The organism is uncultured Sphingomonas sp., assembly GCF_913777625.1.
Lineage (GTDB): Bacteria > Pseudomonadota > Alphaproteobacteria > Sphingomonadales > Sphingomonadaceae > Sphingomonas.
Genome location: NZ_CAJYTI010000033.1, coordinates 1 through 22,943, shown reverse-complemented (window position 1 = coordinate 22,943; position 22,943 = coordinate 1). Strand labels below are relative to the sequence as shown.

Annotated in this window: 15 protein-coding genes; 8 read left to right on the top strand and 7 right to left on the bottom strand. The window is 68.4% G+C overall.

Annotated features, from left to right (window positions below):
• Positions 1 to 2: 2 nt before the first annotated feature.
• Positions 3 to 1,160, bottom strand: a complete 1,158-nt coding sequence (locus QZ814_RS15915; RefSeq protein ID WP_294334202.1) for a LysR substrate-binding domain-containing protein — start codon at positions 1,158 to 1,160, stop codon at positions 3 to 5.
• Between the two features lie 99 nt (positions 1,161 to 1,259).
• Here QZ814_RS15915 and ligK point away from each other — a divergent pair, with 99 nt between their 5' ends.
• Genes ligK through QZ814_RS15900 form a run of 3 tightly spaced genes read left to right on the top strand, consistent with a single transcriptional unit; the run spans position 1,260 to position 3,863 of the window.
• A complete protein-coding gene (ligK, locus tag QZ814_RS15910) occupies positions 1,260 to 1,934 on the top strand; it encodes a 4-carboxy-4-hydroxy-2-oxoadipate aldolase/oxaloacetate decarboxylase (RefSeq protein WP_294334201.1) in 675 nt (224 codons plus the stop codon).
• Complete coding sequence (locus tag QZ814_RS15905; protein ID WP_294334199.1) at positions 1,927 to 2,988, top strand: 4-oxalomesaconate tautomerase; 1,062 nt, start codon at positions 1,927 to 1,929, stop codon at positions 2,986 to 2,988. The genes ligK and QZ814_RS15905 overlap by 8 nt, the downstream gene beginning before the upstream one ends.
• Entirely contained in the window at positions 2,985 to 3,863 is an 879-nt protein-coding gene (locus QZ814_RS15900) for an amidohydrolase family protein (RefSeq protein WP_294334198.1), read from the top strand. The genes QZ814_RS15905 and QZ814_RS15900 overlap by 4 nt, the downstream gene beginning before the upstream one ends.
• Here the strand turns inward: QZ814_RS15900 and QZ814_RS15895 are convergent.
• A complete protein-coding gene (locus tag QZ814_RS15895; protein WP_294334197.1) occupies positions 3,839 to 4,774 on the bottom strand; it encodes a LysR substrate-binding domain-containing protein in 936 nt (311 codons plus the stop codon). The two genes, QZ814_RS15900 and QZ814_RS15895, sit on opposite strands and share 25 nt — an antisense overlap.
• Positions 4,775 to 4,888: 114 nt before the next feature.
• Between QZ814_RS15895 and QZ814_RS15890 the strand changes: the two genes are divergently transcribed.
• Positions 4,889 to 5,641 carry an SDR family oxidoreductase gene (locus QZ814_RS15890; protein WP_294334195.1) on the top strand — a complete coding sequence of 251 codons (753 nt, stop codon included), beginning with the start codon at positions 4,889 to 4,891 and terminating at the stop codon, positions 5,639 to 5,641.
• 143 nt (positions 5,642 to 5,784) lie between these two features.
• On the opposite strand, the gene QZ814_RS15885 is transcribed toward QZ814_RS15890, so the two are convergent.
• Entirely contained in the window at positions 5,785 to 6,495 is a 711-nt protein-coding gene (locus QZ814_RS15885; protein WP_294334193.1) for a TetR family transcriptional regulator, read from the bottom strand.
• Positions 6,496 to 6,521: 26 nt separating this feature from the next.
• Here QZ814_RS15885 and QZ814_RS15880 point away from each other — a divergent pair, with 26 nt between their 5' ends.
• The 4 genes from QZ814_RS15880 (at position 6,522) to QZ814_RS15865 (ending at position 14,345) form a co-directional block, all read left to right on the top strand.
• Positions 6,522 to 7,187, top strand: coding sequence for a class I SAM-dependent methyltransferase (locus tag QZ814_RS15880; RefSeq protein WP_294334191.1), 666 nt, complete (start codon positions 6,522 to 6,524; stop codon positions 7,185 to 7,187).
• Between the two features lie 328 nt (positions 7,188 to 7,515).
• Entirely contained in the window at positions 7,516 to 10,410 is a 2,895-nt protein-coding gene (locus tag QZ814_RS15875) for a TonB-dependent receptor (RefSeq protein WP_294334189.1), read from the top strand.
• A 20-nt stretch (positions 10,411 to 10,430) separates the two neighbouring features.
• Complete coding sequence (locus QZ814_RS15870) at positions 10,431 to 13,076, top strand: family 78 glycoside hydrolase catalytic domain (protein WP_294334186.1); 2,646 nt, start codon at positions 10,431 to 10,433, stop codon at positions 13,074 to 13,076.
• 24 nt (positions 13,077 to 13,100) lie between these two features.
• The gene (locus QZ814_RS15865) at positions 13,101 to 14,345 is read left to right on the top strand and encodes an MFS transporter (RefSeq protein WP_294334184.1); all 1,245 of its coding nucleotides are present in this window, start codon (positions 13,101 to 13,103) and stop codon (positions 14,343 to 14,345) included.
• A 30-nt stretch (positions 14,346 to 14,375) separates the two neighbouring features.
• On the opposite strand, the gene QZ814_RS15860 is transcribed toward QZ814_RS15865, so the two are convergent.
• From QZ814_RS15860 to QZ814_RS15845, 4 genes are all read right to left on the bottom strand, one after another.
• On the bottom strand, positions 14,376 to 15,872 hold the full coding sequence (locus tag QZ814_RS15860; protein WP_294334182.1) for an efflux transporter outer membrane subunit: 1,497 nt from the start codon (positions 15,870 to 15,872) through the stop codon (positions 14,376 to 14,378).
• Positions 15,869 to 19,183, bottom strand: coding sequence for an efflux RND transporter permease subunit (locus QZ814_RS15855; protein ID WP_294334180.1), 3,315 nt, complete (start codon positions 19,181 to 19,183; stop codon positions 15,869 to 15,871). Before QZ814_RS15855 ends, QZ814_RS15860 begins: the two co-directional genes overlap by 4 nt.
• On the bottom strand, positions 19,180 to 22,290 hold the full coding sequence (locus QZ814_RS15850; RefSeq protein ID WP_294334179.1) for an efflux RND transporter permease subunit: 3,111 nt from the start codon (positions 22,288 to 22,290) through the stop codon (positions 19,180 to 19,182). Before QZ814_RS15850 ends, QZ814_RS15855 begins: the two co-directional genes overlap by 4 nt.
• Before the next feature lie 3 nt (positions 22,291 to 22,293).
• On the bottom strand, positions 22,294 to 22,943 hold a 650-nt coding region (locus tag QZ814_RS15845; RefSeq protein WP_294334177.1), incomplete at its 5' end, for an efflux RND transporter periplasmic adaptor subunit.

Genomic DNA, 22,943 nt, shown 5'->3' with positions numbered 1-22,943 from the left:
TTTTACGTATAGAGCGCTGTCGCCGAGGCATGCAGCAGCGCGAGGAAGTCTGCCTGGGCGCGGGTCGGCCGCCAGTCGGCGCGGTGCGTGACCCCGATCGTGCGGGTGACCGCTCCAGGGGCCGGGCCGAGATCGACCAGCATCCCGGCCGCCAGCTCCACCGCCAGCTGGTCGACCGACAACAGGGTAAGTTCGTCGCCCGCCTGGAGCAGCTCGCGGATCGTCATCACCGACCCGCATTCGATCGGCACCGGCGGCAGCGGCCCGCCGATCGCGGCGAAGAGGTTTCGCCACAGGGTGCGCAGGGGCGTGCCCTCCGAGGGCACGATCCACCCGTAGCGGTGGAGCGCGGCCAGCCGGTTCGGCTCCTTCAACAGCGGGTGCCCGGCGCGGCCGATGATCGTCGGCCGATCGTCGAACAAAGGCGCTTGGACCAGATCGGGGCCCAGCGTCTCGGGATCGCGCAATGCGCCGATCATCAGGTCGATCTCACCGTCGCGGAGTGGCCCTACGAGTTCGCCGTGGGCGCCTTCGTGAATCAGGATGTCGATCCCCGCATGTTCGCGCCGGAAGGCGTTGATCGCGCGGGGCAATAGCCGTGCCCGGCACAGCGGCATCGCGCCTACCGAGATCCGGCCCGAGCTACGGCCGAGCAGCTCGCCCAGATCCTCCACGCCGGCCCGCAATTCGGCCAGCGCCAGCCGCAGTCGCCGGGCCACCTGCACGCCGTGATGGGTCAGGACGAGCCCCCGCCCCCGGCGGTCGACCAGCCGCTGTCCCAGTGCGAGCCCCAGATCGCCGACCGCGCGATGCAGCGACGAGACCGTCACCCCTGCCCCTTTCGCCGCCGCCGGATAGCTGCCCTGCTGCGCCAGCGCGACAAAGGCGCGGAGCTGTGCCGCCGTCACGCGGCTGCTGCCGATCAGCCGCAGTGCCGCCTCGACGCGCGGCACCAGCCGCTGCGCGGCCTCGGTCGGCACCATACCGCCGGGGCGACGCTCGAAGAGCGCGAGGCCGAGCTGCGCTTCCAGCTTGGCGATGCCCTGCGTTGCCGCTGGCTGGGTGAGGTGCACAGCCTCCGCCGCGCGGCTGACGCTGCCCAGCCGCACGGCTGCCGCCATCGCGGCGAGGTGGCGGATATTGAGCTGGGCGACGTCCATGCGGAACGATTAGCAAAATCTAATGGCCCTGCCATCCTTCCGATTGGCTCGCTCGTGCCGACGCGCGCACCTCCACCGGCAAAAGACAGAGGAGCTGCCATGTCGGGCATCGTCGTCCAGAATATCGAACGTGCCGATCCTGCGGTGATCGACGGTCTCGCCCATGCCGGCGTTGCGACCGTTCACGAGGCGCAGGGCCGCACCGGGCTGCTCGCGCCTCACCTGCGGCCGATCTATGCCGGCGCACGGATCGCGGGCAGCGCCGTCACCATCTCCGCGCCGCCGGGCGACAACTGGATGGTCCATGTCGCCATCGAGCAGCTGCGCGAGGGTGACATCCTCGTGCTCGCCCCCACCAGCCCCTGCACCGACGGCTATTTCGGCGACCTGCTCGCCACCTCGGCCCAGGCGCGCGGTTGTCGCGGCCTGATCATCGATGCCGGCGTGCGCGACGTGCGCGACCTGACCGCGATGGGCTTTCCGGTCTGGTCCAAGGCGGTGCACGCGCAGGGCACGATCAAGGCGACGCTCGGATCGGTCAATGTGCCGATCGTGTGCGCCAACGCGCTGGTGAACGCGGGCGACGTGATCGTGGCGGACGACGACGGCGTCTGCGTCGTTCCCCGGGCGCAGGCGGCAGCGGTGCTCGAAAAGGCCCAGGCGCGGGAGGCGCTGGAAGAGGCAAAGCGCAAGCGGTTGGCCGCGGGCGAACTCGGGCTCGATATCTACAACATGCGCCCGCGCCTCGAAGAGATGGGGCTGAAATATGTCTGAGCCCGCCTCCACCCGCGTGATGTGGATGCGCGGGGGCACCTCCAAGGGCGCGTTCTTCCTTGCCGAGGACCTGCCCGCCGACACCGCGGCCCGTGACGCCTTCCTGCTGCGGATCATGGGCTCCCCCGATCCGCGCCAGATCGACGGCATGGGCGGCGCCGATCCGCTGACCAGCAAGGTCGCCGTGGTCAGCAAATCCACCCGCGACGGCGCGGATGTCGACTATCTGTTCCTCCAGGTGTTCGTCGATCAGGCGATCGTCTCGGACGCGCAGAATTGCGGCAACATCCTCGCCGGCATCGGCCCCTTCGCGATCGAGCGAGGGCTGGTGGCGGCGGAAGACGGCGAGACCCGCGTCCGCGTCTATCTGGTCAACACCGGCCAGCGCGCCGAGATCCTGGTGCAGACGCCAGGGGCCCGCGTCACCTATGCCGGCGATGCCCGGATCGACGGCGTGCCCGGCACCGCAGCCCCCATCCCGCTCGAGTTTCGCGAGACGGCCGGCTCCTCCTGCGGCGCGCTGCTGCCCAGCGGCAATGCAGTGGACGTGGTCGAGGGCGTGCCGGTCACGCTGATCGACAACGGCATGCCGTGCGTGGTGCTGAAGGCCGAGGACGTCGGCGTCACCGGCTATGAGGATCGCGACACGCTCGACGCCGATACCGCGCTCAAGACCCGGATCGAGGCCATCCGCCTGGCCGTCGGCGCGCGGATGAACCTGGGCGACGTGCGCGAGAAATCGGTGCCGAAGATGATGCTGGTCGCCCCACCGAAGAACGGCGGCGCGGTGACGGTGCGCAGCTTCATTCCCCATCGGGCCCATGCCTCGATCGGCGTGCTCGGCGCGGTGAGCGTCGCCACCGCCTGCCTGCTCCCCGGCTCCCCCGCCGCCGAGGTCGCGGTGATTCCGGAAGGACGGCGCAAGACCCTGTCGGTCGAGCACCCCACCGGCGAGACGACCTGCGTGATGGAACTCGATGAAGGCGGCGCGGTCACCAGCGCAGCGATGCTGCGCACCGCGCGCAAGCTGATGGACGGAGAGGTTTTCGCATGAGCCGCATCACCAGCTGGCACGCCGATCCCAGCGTGCCGCGCTTCACCCCGCCGCCCGGCGCGGTCGATGCGCATTGCCATGTGTTCGGGCCGATGGCCGAGTTTCCGTTCAGCGCCAAGGCCAAGTATCTGCCCGAGGATGCCGGGCCCGACATGCTGTTCGCACTTCGCGACCGACTCGGCTTTTCGCGCAACGTCATCGTCCAGGCGAGCTGCCACGGCACCGACAACGCAGCGACGCTGAACGCCATCGCCAAGTCGAACGGCCGCGCGCGCGGTGTCGCGGTGGTGGATCCCGCGATCGGCGATGCCGAACTGGAAGCGTTGCACGCAGGCGGCATGCGCGGCGTGCGGTTCAACTTCCTCAAGCGGCTGGTCGACGACGCGCCCAAGGACAAGTTCCTGGAGATCGCCCGCCGCATCCAGCCGCTCGGCTGGCATGTGGTGGTCTATTTCGAGGCGGACATCCTGGCCGAACTCCGCCCCTTCCTCGATGCCATCCCCACGCTGCTGGTGATCGACCATATGGGCCGGCCGGACGTGGCGCAGGGGCCGCACGGTCCCGACCTGCAGGCCTTTCGCGCGCTGCTCGACAGCCGCGACGACATCTGGACCAAGGTCACCTGCCCCGACCGGCTCGACACCAAGGGCCCGCCCTGGGACGATTTCGCGGCCGCCGTCGCACCGCTGGTCGCCGACTATCCGGACCGCGTGCTGTGGGGCACCGACTGGCCGCACCCGAACATGCAGGACGCGATCCCCGACGACGGTGCGCTGGTCGACATGATCCCCCGCATCGCCCCCACCGCCAAACTGCAGCACCAGCTGCTCGTCGCCAATCCGATGCGGCTTTACTGGCCCGAGGAAACGGTCTGACCTTCGGACGGCGAAACCGTGATCGCCCGCCCGAAATGTTCGGCAAGGTGATCGATCAGGGCGCGGACGGCAGGGGAGAGTCCGCGTCGCGTGGTGAACACGAGATGCACGGTTCCACGCTGGCCGTGCCAGTCCGGCAGCACCCGGACGAGCCGGCCCGCGCTGAGCTCGGGCCGGCAGACCCGATCCGGCAGCAACGCGACGCCAAGTCCCGCCACCGCCGCCGCCAGCACCTGCTCCATGGCAGTGCACCCAAGCCGCGGCGCGATCCGGACCCTCTGCTTTCGCCCGTCCTCGGTTTCGAGATGCCAATCCACCAGATCATGGTCGTCGTTCGTCGACAGCGTCGGCACGGTCGCGAGCTGCGCAACCGTCGCGACCTGATGCGCGAGTGCCGGGGCCGCCACCAGAATGCGCGTGGACTGCCCCAGCGTCCGCACGGTCAGTTCGGCGTCGCTGCTCAGGTCGACACGCACCCGTAGCGCCAGATCGCAACGTTCCTCGATCAGGTCGACCGCGCGGTCGGTCGCAAGGAGCTGAAGGCGCACCCGCGGATAGCGCGCCAGGAAGGACGGGATCAGGCCAGAAACCGGCGCGATCATGCCGGTGGGGCAACTGAACCGGATGCGGCCATGCGGCTCCGCCTGCGCCTGCAGCACCAGCGCTTCGGCCTGTTCGGCTTCGGCCAGCATCGCGCGGCACCGCTCGTAAAAGGCCTGCCCGGTATCGGTCACGCGAAAGCGCCGGCTCGAGCGCTCGATCAGCCGCAGGCCCAGCCGCGCCTCGAGACCCGCGACCCGCCGGCTGAGCTTCGACTTCGGCTCCCGCAGCGCGCGGGCGGCGGCCGCGAAGCCGCCATGCGCCACCACCTCGGCAAAATAGGCAAGGTCGTTCAGGTCCGTCCGCATCATCGTTCCTCCAATGGAACGCTAGGTGCTGAAATCGCCTGCTACAAGCATCTACGTCCTGTTCGTACTTGCATTGGCGCAGCGGCACGTCGCCGCACGCTTCGCAGGAGACAGGACATGGCAACAGGTTTCAGCAACAAGGTGGTCGTCGTTACCGGCGGCACCAGCGGTATCGGCCTCGCCACCGCCAAGGCATTCGCGGACGAAGGCGCCGCGGTATTCATCACCGGCCGCCGCCAGGACGCGCTCGACGCCGCGGTGGAGGCGATCGGGAACAACGTCACCGGCATTCGCGCCGACATGTCCCGCCTCGGCGAGATCGACCGGCTGTACGACGCGGTGCAACAGCGGCACGCGCAGATCGACATCCTGGTGGCCAATGCCGGCGGCGGCACGATGCTCCCGCTCGGCGCGATCACCGAGGACCACTATCAGCAGACGTTCGACACCAATGTGAAGGGCGTGCTCTTCACCGTGCAGAAGGCGCTGCCGCTGCTCAAGGATGGTGCGTCGATCATCCTGATGAGTTCGAACGCCGGTGCATCCGGAACCCCCGCGTTCAGCGTCTACGCCGCGAGCAAGGCGGCGGTGCGCAACTTCGCGCGCAACTGGATCCTCGACCTCAAGGACCGGCGCATCCGCGTCAACGCCGTCAGCCCGGGGCCGATCGACACCGCGGGGCTCACCGACGTGTTCGGCGGCGGCACCCAGGCGGCAGGCATCAAGGACTATCTCGCAACCCAGATCCCGGCCGGCCGCATCGGGCGCCCCGAGGAAGTGGCCAGGGCGGTGCGGTTCCTCGCCTCGGAGGATGCAAGCTTCGTCAACGGGATCGAGCTGTTCGTCGATGGAGGCCTGACCCAGATCTGAGCGATCGCGTCCCGCCGAGCAACCCGCCGGCCACATATGGAAGTGTGATTTGGCGCGGTGCTCGACGGGCGCCCCGGCGAGCTGGTCGACCTCGCCCGCACCGACCTGCGGCTCTGACCTGCCGACACTGCGTCACGCCCGTCCTACAGTCGCAAGGGCCCGTCCGCCATTAATCGCTCCAGATAGGCGCACAACATGTCGGCAAGCGCGTCCGCGTAGATTGCGATCTCGGCGGGCGTGCGCGGCACTTCCGAGTAGGCGCTGCCGACGTGCCGCAGCGTCGTACGGATCAGGTCCGCCGCGAGCGCCTGCCGGTCCGGCGATGCTGACGGTGCCGCCGCCGCCACGAAGCGATCGAAAATGGCGGCGGCCGCCTGTCGCGCCGCAATCGCCTCGGGTGCATCGCGGTAGAGCGGCGCAGCGTCGTTCAACGCACCGCGCACCGCCGCCTCCTCGCATTCGCTGGCGAGGAAGGCGTGGACAAGGCGCCGCAACCGCACCAGCGGGTCCGCCGATTCCTCGTCGAGGATCGCCGCGAGCAGCGCGCTCGTGCGGCGCCATTCGTCGTGCTGCAGGCGGAACAGGATCGCCGCCTTGTTCGGGAAATATTGGTACAGCGAGCCGACGCTGACCCCGGCCCGTTCGGCGACTCGCGCGGTCGTGAATCGCCGCGCGCCCTGCTCCGCCAAAACCTGAACAGCCGCCTCGAGCACGGCGGCAAGAAGCGCGTTCGACCGGGCCTGACGCGGCTGTTTGCGCGAGACGACGGCGGCGGAAGCGGGCGGGCTGGAAGGCATGGGCGCCAATGCGAATAGGAAAGCTGACGAAGTACTCATATTTTCGGCGGCGAGCAACAACCGCTCGACCCAAGGAGAAGAGAATGACCACGCTCACTGCGGCGCCTGTGGCGCCGCTGATCGATCGCCTGTTCGCCGCGTCCGCAGCCCAGCCGTCGCCGCACAGCAGCCCGGCGTTTGCCGCGCTCTCTGCCGAGGAAGGCGATCGGCTGCTGCGCAGCAAGGACGACTATCGCGCGGTATATGCCGCGCTCGCTGACTTCGCTCTGCCCGTGTCCCCCGCCACGGGTCGGCTGCTCTACTTGCTCGCTCGCGCGATCGGTGCGCGATCGGTCGTCGAGTTCGGGACCTCGTTCGGCCTGTCCACGATCCATCTGGCAGCAGCGCTCCGCGACAATGGCGGCGGCCGGCTGATCACCACCGAATTCGAGCGCCCAAAGATCGAACAGGCGCGCGCCAACCTTGTCGAAGCGGGCCTGGCCGATCTGGTCGAGTTCCGCGATGGCGACGCGCTGCAGACCCTCGCCACCGATCTGCCGGAGACGATCGACCTGGTGCTGCTCGACGGCGCCAAGGCGCTCTATGGCGACGTGCTGACGCTTCTGGAGCCGCGGCTTCGGGCCGGGGCGCTGATCCTCGCCGACAATGTCGATTACTGCCCGGACTATCAGGCGCGGGTCCGCACCGGCGGCGGTTATCTGTCGCTTGCGTTCGGGGAGGAAGTGGAACTCAGCATGCGCCTCGGTTGAGCGGCGCGGCGCCGCGCGTTTGTCTGGCCGGACGTGTTGAGTACGAACGAATTGGAAAGGGACAACGCCGCTTGGAAAAGCGTCGTTGTCCCGCGTGATAGCACTGCTTGCTGAGGTAGCCTCGGTCTACGCTGCTTCGATTTCCCATCATACGGGAACTATGCCCGTAAATTGGTATGGACGAGTTGTCCGACAATAGGTACAGTCTGCGCGGCGGGTTGGCCTGACCAGCTTCGAACTGGGGCCCAGGAAACGCCGCTATATCTGCCGACGCCTGGCAAAGGCGCGGCTTGGGGAGGATCGGGCTATGCAATACCGTGGACGGAGTGTGCGTGGTGGGGTTTCGAGCATCGCGCTCGGGCTGGCGATGCTGTGCGGCGCGCAGCAGGTGCACGCCCAGGCAGCGGCCGATCCGCAAGCCGACGCATCGCAGGCCAACGATGAAATCGTCGTCACCGGCTTCCGCAAATCCTATGCCGATGCACTGAAGATGAAGCGCCAGGCCGAAGGCGTTACCGACAGCATCTCCGCCGACAGTCTCGGCCGCTTTCCCGATCTCAATGTGGGCGAGGCGCTCCAGCGTGTCCCCGGCGTCCAGATCAACCGCGAGGCCGCGTCGCGCGACGCGACGATCAACCTGCGCGGCCTGCCGGGCACCTATGTCCGCTACACGATCAACGGCCAGGCCTATGCCGATCCGCTGCTCGACGGATCGACCCCGCTCGGCGCATTCAATGCCGACGTCTTCTCCGCGATCACGGTGATCAAGACGCCGGCGGCGGGCGATCAGGCGGGCGGGCTCTCGGGCATCGTCGACCTGCGCATCGCCCCGGCCCTGTCGCGCACCGACGGCGGCTTCGCCAAGCTGGCCGGCGAGTACAATACGCTCGGCAAATACGCCTCGCCCGCCTTCACCCTTGGCTACAACAAGCACCTGTCAGACAATTTCGCGGTGTTCGGCGTCGTCGCGTTCAAGAAGGAAAAGTTCCGGCGCGATTCGATCTACCTCAACGCCTATTCACCGCTGAACGCGACGACCACGCCCAATTTCGCGCAATATGCCGATTATTACGCGCCCTTCGCGGCCAATGGCAGCTGCCCCTCGGGCAAGGTCTGCGCCGCCAGCGGCACCGGTACCAAGGGCACTACCGGCGTACGCTATGCCTCCGACCAGCGCCAGGCGGTGAAGTATAACGAGGGCACGCTATGGACCACGGCGGGCGGCGCCGAGTGGAAGGCCGACGACCAACTGCGCCTGTCGCTCAACGGCTTCTACACGCGCCGCAACCTGTCGAAGAACCTGACCAACCTGATCGAGGTCGACCTGCGCGGCGCCCGCACGGTGATTGCGCCGACGGATACGCCCAAGCTGCTCGCCGACGGCAACGCCTATGTCCAGAACTACAGCTACGCCAATGGCCAGGTGAACGATTCGATCCGCTCCGAGCCGCTGCTCGAACAGGCATGGGACGTGATCGGCGCGGCCGACTGGCAGAACGACGACTGGCACCTGACCGGCACCGTGGTGAAGTCGCGCGGCGAGAATAACGGCCTGCAGACCCAGATCGACGTCCGCAACCTGCCGACCGCGACCGGCAACGGGATCAACGGCAGCTTCGCCTCGGGCGGCTCGAACATCAACGGCTACAAGCTGACGATCGATCGCAACCCGGCGCTGATCGTGCCCGCCGGTCCCTGGTCGTGGAGCGCCGGCAATCAGCCGACCCAGATCGCCGCCAATGGCGATCAGCTCGTCGTCGCCGGGTCGTCCGGTTACGGGCTCAACAAGGTCGGTGCGGGCCAGTTCGATGTCGAGCGGACGCTCGATCTGCCGTTCCTCAAGTCGATCAACGCAGGCGGCCGCTACGAGCAGGACCGGTACATCTCGCGCGGCTATCGCACCAGCGCCAAGGGCATCCAGACCCAGAACATCAACAGCAGCTTCCTCGGCGCCAACCCCTATGCCGGCACCTTCTTCGGCGGGTCGGTGGGCGGGGTGCTGACCAACTGGCCGCAGGTCGATTTCGACAAGGCGGTCGCAGCACTCCAGCCGGTCACCGCTGCGGCAGGCGACGTGGTGACGCCCACCGGCTGGATCAACGATCCGACCAACGCCTCCTATTCGCTCTACAACTTCACCGTCGCCAACGACATCTGGTCGGCCTATGGCCAGGTGAAGTTCGGCTTCACGCTGGCGGGCATTCCGGTGCACGGCAATGCCGGGCTCCATTATGAAGAGACGCGCCAGCGCATCGACACGCAGAACCGCCAGATCGGCGCGGGCGGCGCGATCACCTATGTGCCGCAGCAGTTCCGCCAGAACTATCACAATGCGCTGCCCTCGGTGGTCGTGGCGGCGGACCTGACCAGCAAGCTGGTCCTGCGCGCCGCCTATTACGAGGCGTTCGTCCGGCCCCAGCCGCGCAACCTGACGCCGGCCACCGCGGTCAGCGCCAATTCGAGCGGCTATGCGATCTCCTATGGCGGCTTCGACCTGAAGCCCTATTCGGCGACTGCGCAGGACCTGTCGCTCGAATGGTACAACCGCCCCGGCGGCGTGTTCGCGCTGGCGCTGTACCGCAAGCGCATCACCAACCTGATCGGGCCGGAGAGCCGCCTCAACAAATTGTGCCCTGCCGACGCCTCCGCTTTCGGGCTCGGCCAGCTCACCCTGATCGGCACCACCTGCTACAGCAACCTGCTCGTCAACGGCCAGCCAGCGATCATCACCGCCTCGGGCAACTACAACCAGCCCAATCCGATCACGGTGAAGGGCCTGGAATTCAGCGTGCAGCAGAATTTCGATTTCCTGCCGGGCATGCTGAAGAACCTAGGCGGCCAGTTCAACTATTCCTACACCGACATCTCGGGCAAGAACCCGGACGGGACCGCCGCCGTGCTGCCGGGGGTTTCGAAGAACAACATCAACCTGATCGGCTATTACGAGACCAAGCGCTTCGGCCTGCGGGCGACCTATAGCTGGCGCGACGAATATGTGCTGACCGGCGGATCGACCTTCACCGGCGGCCAGAGCCTGGTGGCGGCGCGCGGCCAGCTCGATGCCTCCACCTCGTTCAACTTCACCGATCGCTATTCGATCTCGCTCGACCTGTACAACCTGACCAACGCCAAGCGCATCCAGTATCAGGTGACGCCGGACATTCCGCGCCAGGCGGATTATGACGGTCGCACCTTCACGCTGAGCCTGCACGGCACCTTCTAAGGGCCACGGGAAAGGAGCCGATGCCGCACGTCACGCGTCGCCACCTGCTCGGCCAGGGCACCGCCGCCGCGCTGGCGGGGCTCGCCCCGCCGAGCTGGGCGGCCGCGCCCGAGGCCGATGCACCGCACGGGCTGCTGTGCAACCTGCTGGCGGGGCCAGCGGTGGTCGAGGACGACGCCCGGCTCGCGTGGATCGTACCGGCGAGCGAGCAGCGCGGCTATCGGCTGCAGCTGGTGCGGGCTGCGGGGGGTACGCCGACGCTGTGGGACGGCGGATGGGTGGCCAGCGATCGCAGCACCGGGGTCGAACTGCCCGCCGCGGCGCGGGGGATGCTTCAACCCGATGACGCCTGCCTGTGGCGCGTGCAGGTCGAGGACCAGCGGGGTCGCCGCTCGGGCTGGTCCGCGCCACAGCTGCTGCTCGCCGCCCCGGCGCGCTGGCAGGCCCAGTCGATCTGGGCGCCCCGTGCGGATAGGCCGGACACGCCCGCCGACTGGGCGCTGCTCCGCCACGGCTTTGTGCTGGAGCACCAGCCGGTACTTGCATGGTTGCGGATCACCGCGTCCTCGCCCGAGCCGATCCGGCAATATGTGTTCCGCGCGTGGGTGAACGGACGGCTGGTCGGCGTCGGCCCGTCGCGGTCGTCGCAGCCGGGAAGCCACGCATACTATCTTGGGGCCGACGTGACCGACGCGTTGCGTGCCGGGCCGAACGCCATCGCCGCGCTGTGCTTCACCACCGAAGATCATGCGTTCCAGGCCGAACTGGTACTGCTCCACGCCGATGGCAGCCGCCGCGTGATCGCGAGCGGACCCGACTGGAAGGCGCGCGACGGCAGCGCCTGGCGCCCGTCCGTGGGCACGACCGGCGGCGGCTATTATGTCGCCCCGCTGGAGGCGATCGATGCGCGCCAGGAGCCGGTCGGCTGGTGCGACGCCGGCTATGACGAGGGCGGCTGGTCTGCCGCCCTGCCCCGCCCGCCGCTGCCGCCGCTGGTGCCCGAGCGGGTCGGTCCGCTCGTCGTCACCACCGAGAAGCCGGCGAGCCTCACGCGCGACGGCAGCCTCTGGCGGATCGACTTCGGCCGCGAGCTGGTCGGCGGCCTGTCGCTCGCCACCCGGGCGAAGGGCGGCGAACGGCTCCGCATCAGCCTTGGCGAGGAGCGCAACCCCGACGGTAGCGTCCGCGACCAGCTGCGCTGCGGCCAGACCTATCGCGAGCACTGGACGCTGCGCGCCGGTGCCCAGACGCTTGCGCATTGGGGCTACCGCGCCTTTCGCTGGGTGGAGATCGAGGGGCCGCCGCATCTCGACCTGCAGGTGACGGCACTGCGGCTGGGCCAGCCCTGGAACGCGGAGGAGGCGCACTTCGCCAGTTCCGATCCCGACCTGAACCGCGTCCATGATTTCTGCGCCTATTCGATCCGCGCCACCCGGCTCGATCTCTACCAGGACACTCCCACCCGCGAGCGCGGTCCCTATGAGGGCGATGCCGTGGTCAACCAGCTTTCCGAGCTGGCGGTGCAGCGCTCCTATGCGCTGGCCCGCCAGTCGATCGACTGGCTGATCGACCGCCCCACCTGGCCCACCGAATACCGGCTGATGCCGCCGATCCTCGCCTGGCGCGACTATCTCGCGACCGGCGACGACCGGCTGCTACGCACCCGCTTCGAAGCGATGGTCGCGGCGCAGTTGCTCGACCGGATCAACGCCGAGGGACTGGTCGAGAAAGATCCGGGCCAGTCGAGCAAGCCCTGGGGCGACCTGGTCGACTGGCCGATCGCCAATCGCGACGGCTTCGTGTTTGGTGCCGTAAACACCGTGATCAACGCCTGGCAGGTCGCCGCCCTCGATGCGCTGACGTCGATCGCTGTCGCCATCGGTCGCGTACCGGATGCGCGCGACCTGGCGGCACGGGCAGCGCGGATGCGCGCGGCGATCAACGCGCAGCTCCGCACGCCCGCCGGCCTCTATCGGGACGGGCTCGGCACCGAACATTGTTCGCAACACGCTACTGCCTTCGCCATCGCGCTGGGCGTGGCACCCGACGACACCGCTCGCGCCGGCGCCGCGCTGCTCGCCCGGCAGGACATGCGGATGAGCGTCTATGGCGCGCAGTTCCTGCTCGAGGCGCTGTATCGCGGCGGTCAGCCGGACGCGGCTCTGGCGCTGATGACCGCGCGCGGCGACCAGAGCTGGCTGGCCATGCTCGATCGCTGGCACGCGACGATCGTGATGGAAGCATGGAACCCCATGCTCAAGCCGAACACTACCTTCAGCCATGCCTGGGGCACTGCGCCGCTCAATCTGATCGCCAGCCGCCTCGCCGGGGTGACGATCATCGAGCCGGGCGCCCGGCGGCTGCGCATCGCACCGCAGCCGGGCCGACTGCCCCGGTTCCAGGCGCGGATGCCGACGATCCGCGGACCGGTCGAGGTCGCATGGCGCCGCGCCGCCCAGCCGGTGTTGACGCTGACGGTGCCGCCCAACGCTCGCGCCGATCTGGTCATGGCGCTGCCGGTCCCCGGACTTCGGGCCGCGCGGATGGCGAGCGCACGGGGCATCCAGCACCTCGCGGTACAGGACGATGTGCTTGCATGTCGCGATCTGGCGACAGGACGCTATCGCTTTGATTTCGGGCCGGCACCGCGCGGCGAACGACGATGAACACCAGGATCGGAGAGGAAGGCCATGGCGGCAACGGGGGGACAGGGATCGTGGCGTAACTCGATCCTGGCAGGGCTGGCCAATTATATCGACGCCGGCTCGATCGTGTCGGGGTCGGTTGCGCTGGCACTGTGGAAAGCGCAGTTCGGTCTGTCGGAGGGCTTTATCGGGCTGATCGGCGCGTTCAGCGCCAATGCGATCTCGGCGGGCGTCGGCGCGCTGCTCGGCGGCATATTGTGCGACCGCTTCGGCCGGAAGAAGATCTACCAGTACGACATGCTGTTCTACGCCTTCGGCATGCTCTGGCTGGTCTTTGCCAGCGCACCGTGGATGATCGTGCTCGGCTTCGTGCTCGTCGGCCTCGCAGTCGGCGCCGACATTCCCGCCTCCTGGTCGCTGATCGCCGAGCAGGCGCCGGATACGCGGCGAGGCGCGCATTCCGGGGTGGCGCAACTGCTCTGGTATCTGGGGCCGGTCGCGGTGCTGGTTGCCGCCTATCTCCTTCGCCCCTTCGGCATCGCCGGTGTCCGCTGGCTGTTCGCCCATCTCGCCGTTCTGGCGGTCGCCCTCACCTTCCTCCGCTCGCGCATGGAGGAATCGGAACGCTGGGAGGACGTCCAGGCCGCTCGCCGCGCAGGTGCCGCGACCATCGACTGGCGCACGCTGTTCGCGCCCCGCTATCTCGGCGCCATCGCCTTCCTCGCCGGCATGTACGGGCTGTGGAACCTGTGGGCGGGCTATAACGGCTTCTTCACGCCCTATCTGATCGCGCAGAACCACTTGCCCGAATGGACCGCGACGATGCTGCCGGCGAGCTATTTCCTGATCGGCATGGTCTCGATTCTCACCATCTTCATGACGCTGTCGGACCGGGTGAACCAGCGGCTGCTATTCGGCATCTCCGCAGCGCTGCACGTGCTCGGCATGGCGCTGCTGGCGATCTTCGGCTTCCGGCTGGAGATCGTGATCCTGCACATCGTGATCATGGGTGTGGCGGGCGGCTTCGGCGCACAGAGCTTCTTCCAGCTCTGGTCGGCCGAACTCTTCCCCACCGCGATCCGCTCGACGGCACAAGGGGTGACCTTCGCGATCGTCCGCATCGGCCTCGGCATCTGGAGCCTCGCCGTGCCGAGCCTCGCCGCGCACGACTTCACCACCCTGGCCTGGATCCTCACCGGCTTCCTCGTCGCTTCGGGCCTGATCGGGTTGATCTGGGCACCGCGCAACGAAGGCAAGTCGCTCGAGGCGATCGAACGGGCGCGAGCCTGAACGCTCGGGCAGCGGCTGGCGAGGAAGCGCCTAGCGGCCTTGGCCCTGAGCCGCCTGCCGCGCTTCGTCGCCCAGATCGGCCAGCGTCCAGCCGCCGCCCAGTGCCTGCACGAGCGCGACATAGGCGGTCTGCCGGTCGAGCTGCGCCTGGATGAGCGCGCGACGGGCGCTGAGCGCGGTCGCCTGCGCGCTCACGACATTGCTATAGACGACGATGCCGGCGCGATACTGGTTGCGCAGCGTCGTCTCGGACTGGTCGGCTGCGATCGACGCGGTGCGGAGATACTTCTCTTGCCGCGCGAGCACTTCCTGCGCGACCAGATTGTCCTGCACGCCCTGGAAGGCGGTGAGCGTCACCTGCCGGTAGTTGGCCACCGCCGCATCATAGGCCGCACGCGACTGCGCCACCCGGGCGCCGCGCGCGCCGAAATCGAGCAGTGTCTGAGTGAGCGAAGCGCCCAGCGACCAGAGCGTGGCGCCGGCGTCGAACAGGCTCGACAATGCATCGCTGGAGAAGCCGCCGCTGCCGGTGAGGCTCACCGTCGGGAAGAAGGCAGCGCGGTTGATGCCGATCGTCGCATTGGCGGCGGCGACCGCGCGCTCGGCGGCGGCGATGTCGGGCCGGCGCTCGACCAGCGCAGAGGGCACCGCCACCGGTGCCTCCGGTACCACCGGCGTCCAGGCGGTTCCGGCCGAGGGAATGCGGAAACCCGCTGGGTTCTCGCCGATCAGCACGGCGATCGCATCCTCATATTGCGCCCGCGTTCGCGCTTGGCCTTCAAGGTCCGACTGGGCCGAGGCGAGCTGCGATTGTGCCTGAAACACGTCGGTCTTGGCGACGATGCCGGCCTTGTACTGGTTGGAGGCGATCTCCAGCGAGCGCTTGTACGCCTCCACCGTCGCGCTGAGGCTGGCGATGGTAGCGTCGGTTGCGCGCAGGCTGAGATAGTCGGTGACCAGCTCGCCCTGGATCGCCAGCCGGGCATTGGCGACGTCCGCCAGCCGGGCCTCTTCGGTGTAGCGGGCGTTGCGGACCGTGTTGGTGACGCTGCCGAACAGGTCCGGCTGCCAGCTCGCCTGCACGTTGACGCGGTAGCTGTCCGAGCTCTGGCCGTTGACCACGGTCGCGCCGGTGCCGCTGTCGGTCGCGTTGCGCACCGAGGCGCCGCTCTGCGTGTGGGTCACCGATCCGGTGGCGCTCACCGTGGGGAATAGGGTGGCGCGCGCCTCGCGGGTGGCGGCGCTGGCCTGGCGCCAATTGGCAGCCGCCTGGGCGAGCGTCTGGTTATGCGCGTTGGCGCGGGCGATCAGGTCGTCGAGCGTCGCGTCGCCGAAGCTCGTCCACCAGTCGGGGCGGAGCGCTCCGTCATTGGGGTTGGCGGGGCGCCAGCCGTCCACCGTCTTCCAGGCGGCCGGCGTCGCGGTCGCGACCTCGGGGCGCTGATAGGGCGGTGCGAGCGAGCAGCCCGCCAGCGCGCTGAGCGCCAGCAGCGATGCGATCGGGCGAAGGCGGGTGCGGGTGGTCATGCGGGGAACTCGCGAACGGGCTGGGGAGAGGAACGCCGGCGGCGACGGCGCGACAGGCGATCGAGCAGGACGTAGATCACAGGGGTGGTGATGAGCGTCAGCACCTGGCTGGCGATCAGCCCGCCGACGATGGCGACGCCCAGCGGGCGGCGCAGCTCGGCACCCTCGCCGAAGCCGATCGCCAGCGGCAGCGCGCCGAGTGCCGCCGCGATGGTGGTCATCAGGATCGGGCGAAAGCGCAGCAGGCTCGCCTCGCGCGCGGCATCCTCGGCGGAAAGCCCGCGCTCGCGCTGGGCGGCAAGCGCGAAGTCGATGATCAGGATGGCGTTCTTCTTGACGATGCCGAGCAGCAGGAACAGCCCGATCAGCGCGATGATGTCGAACTCCATCCCGCAGACGATCAGCGCCAGCACCGCGCCGGTGCCCGCCGCCGGGAGCGTGGAGAGAACGGTCAGCGGGTGGATCAGGCTCTCGTAGAGGATGCCGAGCACGATATAGATTGCCACCAGCGCCGCCAGAATCAGCAGCGGCTGCGATCCTTGTTGCTGCTGATAGGTGAGCGCGGTGCCGGCAAAGGCGCCGTGCACGGTGCTGGGCATCGCGATCTGCGCCTCCGCCGCCTCGATCGCCGCGCGGGCATCGGACAGCGCCTTGCCGGGCTTGAGATCGAACGAGATCGTCGCCGCGACCTCGGTGCCCTGATGGTTGACGCTGGCCGCGGTCGGCGCCTGGCGGACGGTGGAGATCGCCGGCAGCGGGACCATCGCATGCGCGGTGTTGCTGAGCGCCGATCCCGTCGACGGGTTGCGCAGCGCCGGGTTGGACGGGACAGCGCCGCTGGTCGCGGCCTTCGTGGTCGCGGTGCCGGTGCTCGCACTGCCGGAGGTTCCGGTCGTGGTGGTCGTCGGCGGTGCTACGACATTCACCGCGCTGCCCGAGGCGCTGGTGCTGCTCAGATTGTCGGTCGCCACGGACTGGGCGGGGATGCGGATGTCCGGCAGCATGTGCGGGCCGGTGGTCGCTGCCGGATCCCAGCCCAGGATCACGCTATACTGGTTCACGTCCTCATAGATCGTCGCGACGTTGCGCTGGCCGAACGCATCGTACAGCGCATTGTCGACATCGCGCGAAGAGATGCCGACTCGCGCCGCCGCATCGCGATCAATCGTGACGAAGCTCTCCACGCCGTTTTCGGCCAGATCGCTGTCGACATTGGTGAAGACCGGGCTCTTCGCCATCGCGTCGTTCAGCTTCTGCGCCCAGACCTTCAGGTTCGCGGTGCTGTCCGCCATCAGCGTGTACTGATAGGTGGCGTTGCCCGAGCGGCCGCCGGCGCGCAGATCCTGCACCGGCGAGAGGAACAGCCGGATGCCCTCCACAGGCTGGAGCGCGCGCTGCAGCCGCTGGATCACCACCGTGCTCGGCTGGCCGGGGCGCTTTTCGATCGGTTTCAGGGCGATCAGCATGAACGCGCCGCCGCCGCGGCTGCCGCCGGTGAAGCCGACCACGCTCTGCACCGCCCGGTCCTTCTTGATGACATTGACGACCTGGGTGAGCTTGTCCTGCATCGAGAGGAACGAGACGCTCTGGTCAGCGCGCACCCCGGCGAAGATCAGCGGCGATTCCTGCTGCGGGAAGAAGCCCTTGGGCACGACGACATAGAGGTAGACGGTGAGCCCCATCACCGCGATCAGGAGCAGCACGACCAGCGGCTTCATCGCCAGCGCCCAGTCGAGCACCCGGGCATAACCGCGCTCGAGCCGGACATAGCCGCCCTCCAGCAGGCGGGCGAAACGGCCGGGACGCTTCGGCGGTGCATCGTGCTTCGGCACGCGCAGGAACCAGGCGCAGAGCATCGGCGTGGTGGTGAGCGACAGCACCAGGCTGATCATCACGGCCGCCGACAGGGTGACCGCGAACTCGCGAAACAGCCGCCCGACCAACCCACCCATGAACAGCAGCGGGATGAACACCGCGATCAACCCGATCGACATCGACAGCACGGTGAAGCCCACCTCGCGCGCGCCGCGCAGCGCCGCCTCGAACCGGCCCATGCCCTGTTCGAGATGGCGTGTGGTATTCTCCAGCACGACGATCGCGTCGTCGACGACGAAGCCGGTCGCGACGGTGATCGCCATCAGCGAGATGTTGTTGAGGCTGAAGCCCAGCAGGTACATCACCCCGAAGGTGCCGAGCAGCGAGACGATCGTCGCCACCGCCGGGATGAAGGTCGAGCGCACGTCGCGCAGGAAGGCGAAGACGACGAGGACGACCAGCACCAGCGCGACCAGCACGGTGATCTCGATCTCGCGGATCGAGGCGCGGATCGAGCTGGTCCGGTCCATCGCGACGTCGAGATGGATGTCGGCGGGGATCTGGGCGCGCAGCGTCGGCAGCTCGGCGCGGATCGCGTCGACCATCTTGATCAGGTTCGCGTCGGGCTGCTGGGTGATGTTGACGACGATCGCGCGCTTGCCGTTGTAGAGGCCGAGCGTGCGCAGATCGGCCACGCTGTCGCTCACGGTGGCGATGTCGCCGAGCCGCACCGGCGCGCCGCTCCGCCAGGCGATGACCAGCGGGCGATAGTCGGCCGCCACCCGGCCCGCGGCATTGGTGTAGATCTGCCAGGCGCGGCCGGTGGCGCTGCTCTGGAGCAGGCCCTTGGGGCGATTGGCGTCCGCCGCCTCGATCGCGGCGCGGACGTCTTCCATCGAAATGCCGTAGCTGTTCAGCCGATACGGGTTCACGTCCACCCGCACCGCCGGCAGCGACCCGCCGCCCAGTTCGACATCGCCGACGCCCTGGATCTGCAGCATGCGCTGCTGCACGGTGTTCGAGACCGCGTCGTAGATCTGTCCCGCGGTCTTGGTATCGGACCACAGCGCCAGCGTGATCACCGGCTGGTTGGCCGGATTGACCTTGCGATAGGTGGGGTTCTGCTTGAGCGTCGCGGGCAGATCGGCGCGGGCGGCGTTGATCGCGGCCTGCACCTCGCGGGCGGCGGCGTCGATGTTCACCGACAGGTCGAACTGGAGCGTGATCCGCGTCGTGCCCAGCGAGCTGGACGAGGTCATCTCGGTCACGCCCGCGATCGACGACAGGCGGCGCTCCAGCGGCGTCGCGATGCTCTGCGCCATCACCTCGGGGCTGGCGCCGGAGAGGTTGGCCGAGACGCTGATCGTCGGCAGGTCGATCGCCGGCAGCGGCGCCACCGGCAGCGCGAAAAACGCCGCGATGCCCGCCAGCGCCAGCCCGATCGTCAGCAGGATCGTGCCGATCGGGCGCCGGATGAAGGGCGCGGAGAGGTTCAAGCGCCCGCCTCCGGGGTGACGTTCGGGCTGGTGCGGGTGCCCCAGCCATGCTTGGCGAACTTCTGCTGCGCGCGATCGAAATAGAGATAGACGATCGGGGTGGTGAACATCGTCAGCAGCTGGCTGACCAGCAGGCCGCCGAAGATCGCGATGCCCAGCGGCCGGCGCAGCTCGGCGCCCTCGCCAAGGCCCAGCATCAGCGGGATCGCCGCGAACAGCGCCGCCAGCGTGGTCATCAGGATCGGGCGGAAGCGCAGGATCGCCGCCTGGCGGATCGCGGCGGCGGGGGCGAGCCCCTCGTCGCGCTCGGCGGCGATCGCGAAGTCGATCATCATGATCGCGTTCTTCTTCACGATGCCGATCAGCAGCACGATGCCGATGATGCCGATCACGTCGAGATTGTGCCCGGTCACCCAGAGCGCGAACAGCGCGCCCACCGCCGCCGAGGGCAGCGTCGACAGGATCGTCACCGGGTGGATGAAGCTCTCATAGAGCACGCCGAGCACGATATAGACGCAGATGATCGCCGCGAGGATCAGCACCAGCTGGTTGCCGAGCGAGGCGGAGAAGGCCCCCGCCGCGCCGAGGAAGGTCACCGACACGCCGGGCTTGAGCTTCAGCTGCGCGATGGTATCGCGGATCGCATTGGTCGCGGTGCCGAGCGACACACCCGAGGCGGTATCGAAGTTGACCGTCGCGGCCGGAAACTGGCCGACATGGGTGACGGCGAGCGGCGAGCGCCCTTCGCGGATCGTCGCCACGGCGCCCAGCGGAGTAGATCCGCCCTGCGACGGCAGATGCAGCAGCCCCAGCGATTGCGGATCGGTGGCGAGCCCCGGCACCGCCTCCAGGATCACGCGATACTGGGTGGTCTCGGTGAAGATGGTCGAGACGATGCGCTGGCCGAACGCCGAATAGAGCATGTCGTCGACGCTGGAGGCGGTGATGTTGAGCCGCGCCGCGCTGTCGCGATCGATGTCGACATAGGCGGCGGCACCGGTCGCACCGGCATCGGTCGAGACATTGGCGACCTTGGTCACGTGGCGCAGCGCCGCGGCGATCCGCTGCGCCTCGCCGTTCACGTCGGCGGTGTTCGATCCCTCGACCGAGAAGCGATACTGGGTCGGGCCGCTCTCGGCGTCGATCGTCAGGTCCTGGGTCGGCTGGACATAGAGGGTGATGCCGGCGATCCGGTCCACCGCATCCTCCAGCCGCCGCATGATCGCGCCCTGGTTGCCGTGCGATGCCTTGAGGTTGATCAGCATCGTGCCGACGTTGAGCGAGGCGTTGTTCGATCCGTCGACGCCGACATAGGAGGACAGCGTCTCCACGTCCGGATCGGCAAGGATCGCGCGGGCCGCCTGCGCCTGCAGCGTCGCCATATGGTTGTACGACACGCCGTTGGTGGCGACGATCCGCGCCTGGAGCTGGCCGGTATCCTGGGTGGGGAACAGCCCCTTGGGGATGACGAGATAGAGCAGCACCGTCAGCCCCAGCGTCGCGATCGCGACCAGCAGCGTCGCGAAGCGGCGGCGCAGGACGAAATCCAGGCCGGTTTCGTAGCGGCGCTCCACCCAGCCGAACAGCGCGGCCGAACGCTCGGCGACGCGGCTTGGCGTCTCCTCGTTCGGCCGCTTGAGCCAGCGCGCCGACAGCATCGGCGTCAGGGTCAGCGAGACGACCGCGGAGATCAGGATCGTCACCGCCAGCGTCACCGCGAATTCGCGGAAAAGCCGGCCGACGATGTCGCCCATGAACAGCAGCGGGATCAGCACCGCGATCAGGCTGACGGTCAGCGAGATGATGGTGAAGCCGATCTCGCCCGCGCCCTTCAGCGCCGCCTCGAACGGCGCCATGCCGTCCTCGATATGGCGCTGGATGTTCTCGATCATCACGATCGCGTCGTCGACGACGAAACCCGTCGCGATCGTCAGCGCCATCAGCGACAGATTGTCTAGGCTGAAATTGAGGAGGTACATCACCCCGAAGGTGCCGATCAGGCTGATCGGCACCGCGAGGCCCGCGACCAGCGTCGCCCGCCCGGAGTGCAGGAAGAAGAAGATCACCAGCACGACGAGGACGACCGCGAGCACCAGCTCGAACTCGACATCGTGCACCGAGGCGCGGATGCCGGTGGTGCGATCGGCCAGCACTTCGGCGTGGAGCCCGGCGGGCAGGCTCTTCAGCAGCTCGGGCAGCTGGCGCTTGATCGCGTCGGTCGTCGCGATGACGTTGGCGCCGGGCTGGCGCTGGACGTTGAGAATGATCGCCGGCGTATCGTTGGCGAGCGCGCCGAGCCTGCTGTTTTCGGCGCCTTCCACCACCTCGGCCACGTCGGACAGGCGCACCGGCGCGTTGTTCTGGTAGCTGACGATCAGCTTCTTGTAGTCGTCGACCGTCTCCAGCTGATCATTGGCGTTGATCTGGTAGGATCGGTTGGGCCCATCGAAGCTGCCCTTGGCCGAATTGGCGTTGGCGTTGCCGATCGCGGTGCGGATCTGGGCGAGGCTGAGGCCGTAGCTGGACAGCTTCTGGGTATCGGCGCGGATCCGCATCGCCGGCTTCTGCCCGCCGGCGAGGCCGACCAGGCCGACGCCGGTGATCTGGCTGATCTTCTGCGCCAGCCGGGTATCGACCAGCGACTGGACTTGCGTCAGCGGCATCGTGTCCGAGGTGATCGCCAGCGTCAGGATCGGCGCATCGGCGGGGTTCACCTTGGCATAGACCGGCGGCGCGGGCAGATCGGCCGGCAGCAGCGCCTGCGAGGCGTTGATCGCCGCCTGCACTTCCTGCTCGGCCACGTCGAGCCCGGTCGACAGGTTGAACTGCAGCGTGATGACAGAGGCGCCCGACGAGCTGGTCGATTCCATCCGGGTGAGCCCCGGCATCTGGCCGAACTGGCGCTCCAGCGGCGCGGTGACCGTCTGCGTCATCACCTCCGGGCTGCCGCCCGGATAGAGGGTGCTGACCTGGATCGTCGGATAGTCCACCTCGGGCAGCGCCGAGAGCGACAGGCTGTTGAAGCCGACCAGCCCCGCCAGCACGATCGCGACCATGAACAGCGCGGTCGCGACCGGGCGGAGGATGAAGATGCGCGACGGGCCCACCGATCAGCCGCCCTGGCCGCCGCTGCGGTGCCGCCGCTGGCCGCCGCCCTGGCCGTCCCGCGCCGGCGGAGCGTCGCCGGGAAGGGCCACCTTGGCGCCTTCGTTCAGCCGGTCGGCGCCGTCGGTCACCACCGTGTCACCGATGGCGAGGCCGTCGGTGATCTGCGTCTTGTCGGCCACCGCGACGCCCAGCTTCACCTTGCGCTCGGTGACGGTGCGATCCGGCTTGAGCAGCCAGACGAAGGGGCCGTTCGGGCCGGACTGGATCGCGGCCGGCGGCACGGTCACCGCCTTGGCCACCGTCTCGATGGTCAGGCGGACATTGACGAATTGGCTGGGGTAGAGCTGGAAACCCGCATTGGCGAAGCGGGCCTTGCCCTTGATCGTGCCGGTGCTGGTGTCCACCCGGTTGTCGAGCGTCGAGAACGTCCCGGTGTCGAGCGTCTTGGTGCGGGTGCTGTCGAGCGCGATCGCCGGGATCTGGGCGCCCTGGGCGATGCGCTTCTGGATCTCGGGCGCCTGCTGCTGCGGGATCGCGAACTCGACGTCGATCGGCTGGAGCGTGGTCACCACGACGATGCCGTTGGTGTCACCCGCGCCGATATAGTTGCCGATGTCGACCACCTTCAGGCCCGCGCGGCCGCTGACCGGCG

What these genes read in the sequence shown, in the direction of transcription:
- ligK (WP_294334201.1), top strand. Translation starts at nt 1,260, where the DNA reads ATGTCGGGCATCGTCGTCCAGAATATCGAACGTGCCGATCCTGCGGTG.
- QZ814_RS15865 (WP_294334184.1), top strand. Translation starts at nt 13,101, where the DNA reads ATGGCGGCAACGGGGGGACAGGGATCGTGGCGTAACTCGATCCTGGCA.
- QZ814_RS15890 (WP_294334195.1), top strand. Translation starts at nt 4,889, where the DNA reads ATGGCAACAGGTTTCAGCAACAAGGTGGTCGTCGTTACCGGCGGCACC.
- QZ814_RS15905 (WP_294334199.1), top strand. Translation starts at nt 1,927, where the DNA reads ATGTCTGAGCCCGCCTCCACCCGCGTGATGTGGATGCGCGGGGGCACC.
- QZ814_RS15895 (WP_294334197.1), bottom strand. Translation starts at nt 4,774, where the DNA reads ATGATGCGGACGGACCTGAACGACCTTGCCTATTTTGCCGAGGTGGTG.
- QZ814_RS15915 (WP_294334202.1), bottom strand. Translation starts at nt 1,160, where the DNA reads ATGGACGTCGCCCAGCTCAATATCCGCCACCTCGCCGCGATGGCGGCA.
- QZ814_RS15900 (WP_294334198.1), top strand. Translation starts at nt 2,985, where the DNA reads ATGAGCCGCATCACCAGCTGGCACGCCGATCCCAGCGTGCCGCGCTTC.
- QZ814_RS15880 (WP_294334191.1), top strand. Translation starts at nt 6,522, where the DNA reads ATGACCACGCTCACTGCGGCGCCTGTGGCGCCGCTGATCGATCGCCTG.
- QZ814_RS15870 (WP_294334186.1), top strand. Translation starts at nt 10,431, where the DNA reads ATGCCGCACGTCACGCGTCGCCACCTGCTCGGCCAGGGCACCGCCGCC.
- QZ814_RS15860 (WP_294334182.1), bottom strand. Translation starts at nt 15,872, where the DNA reads ATGACCACCCGCACCCGCCTTCGCCCGATCGCATCGCTGCTGGCGCTC.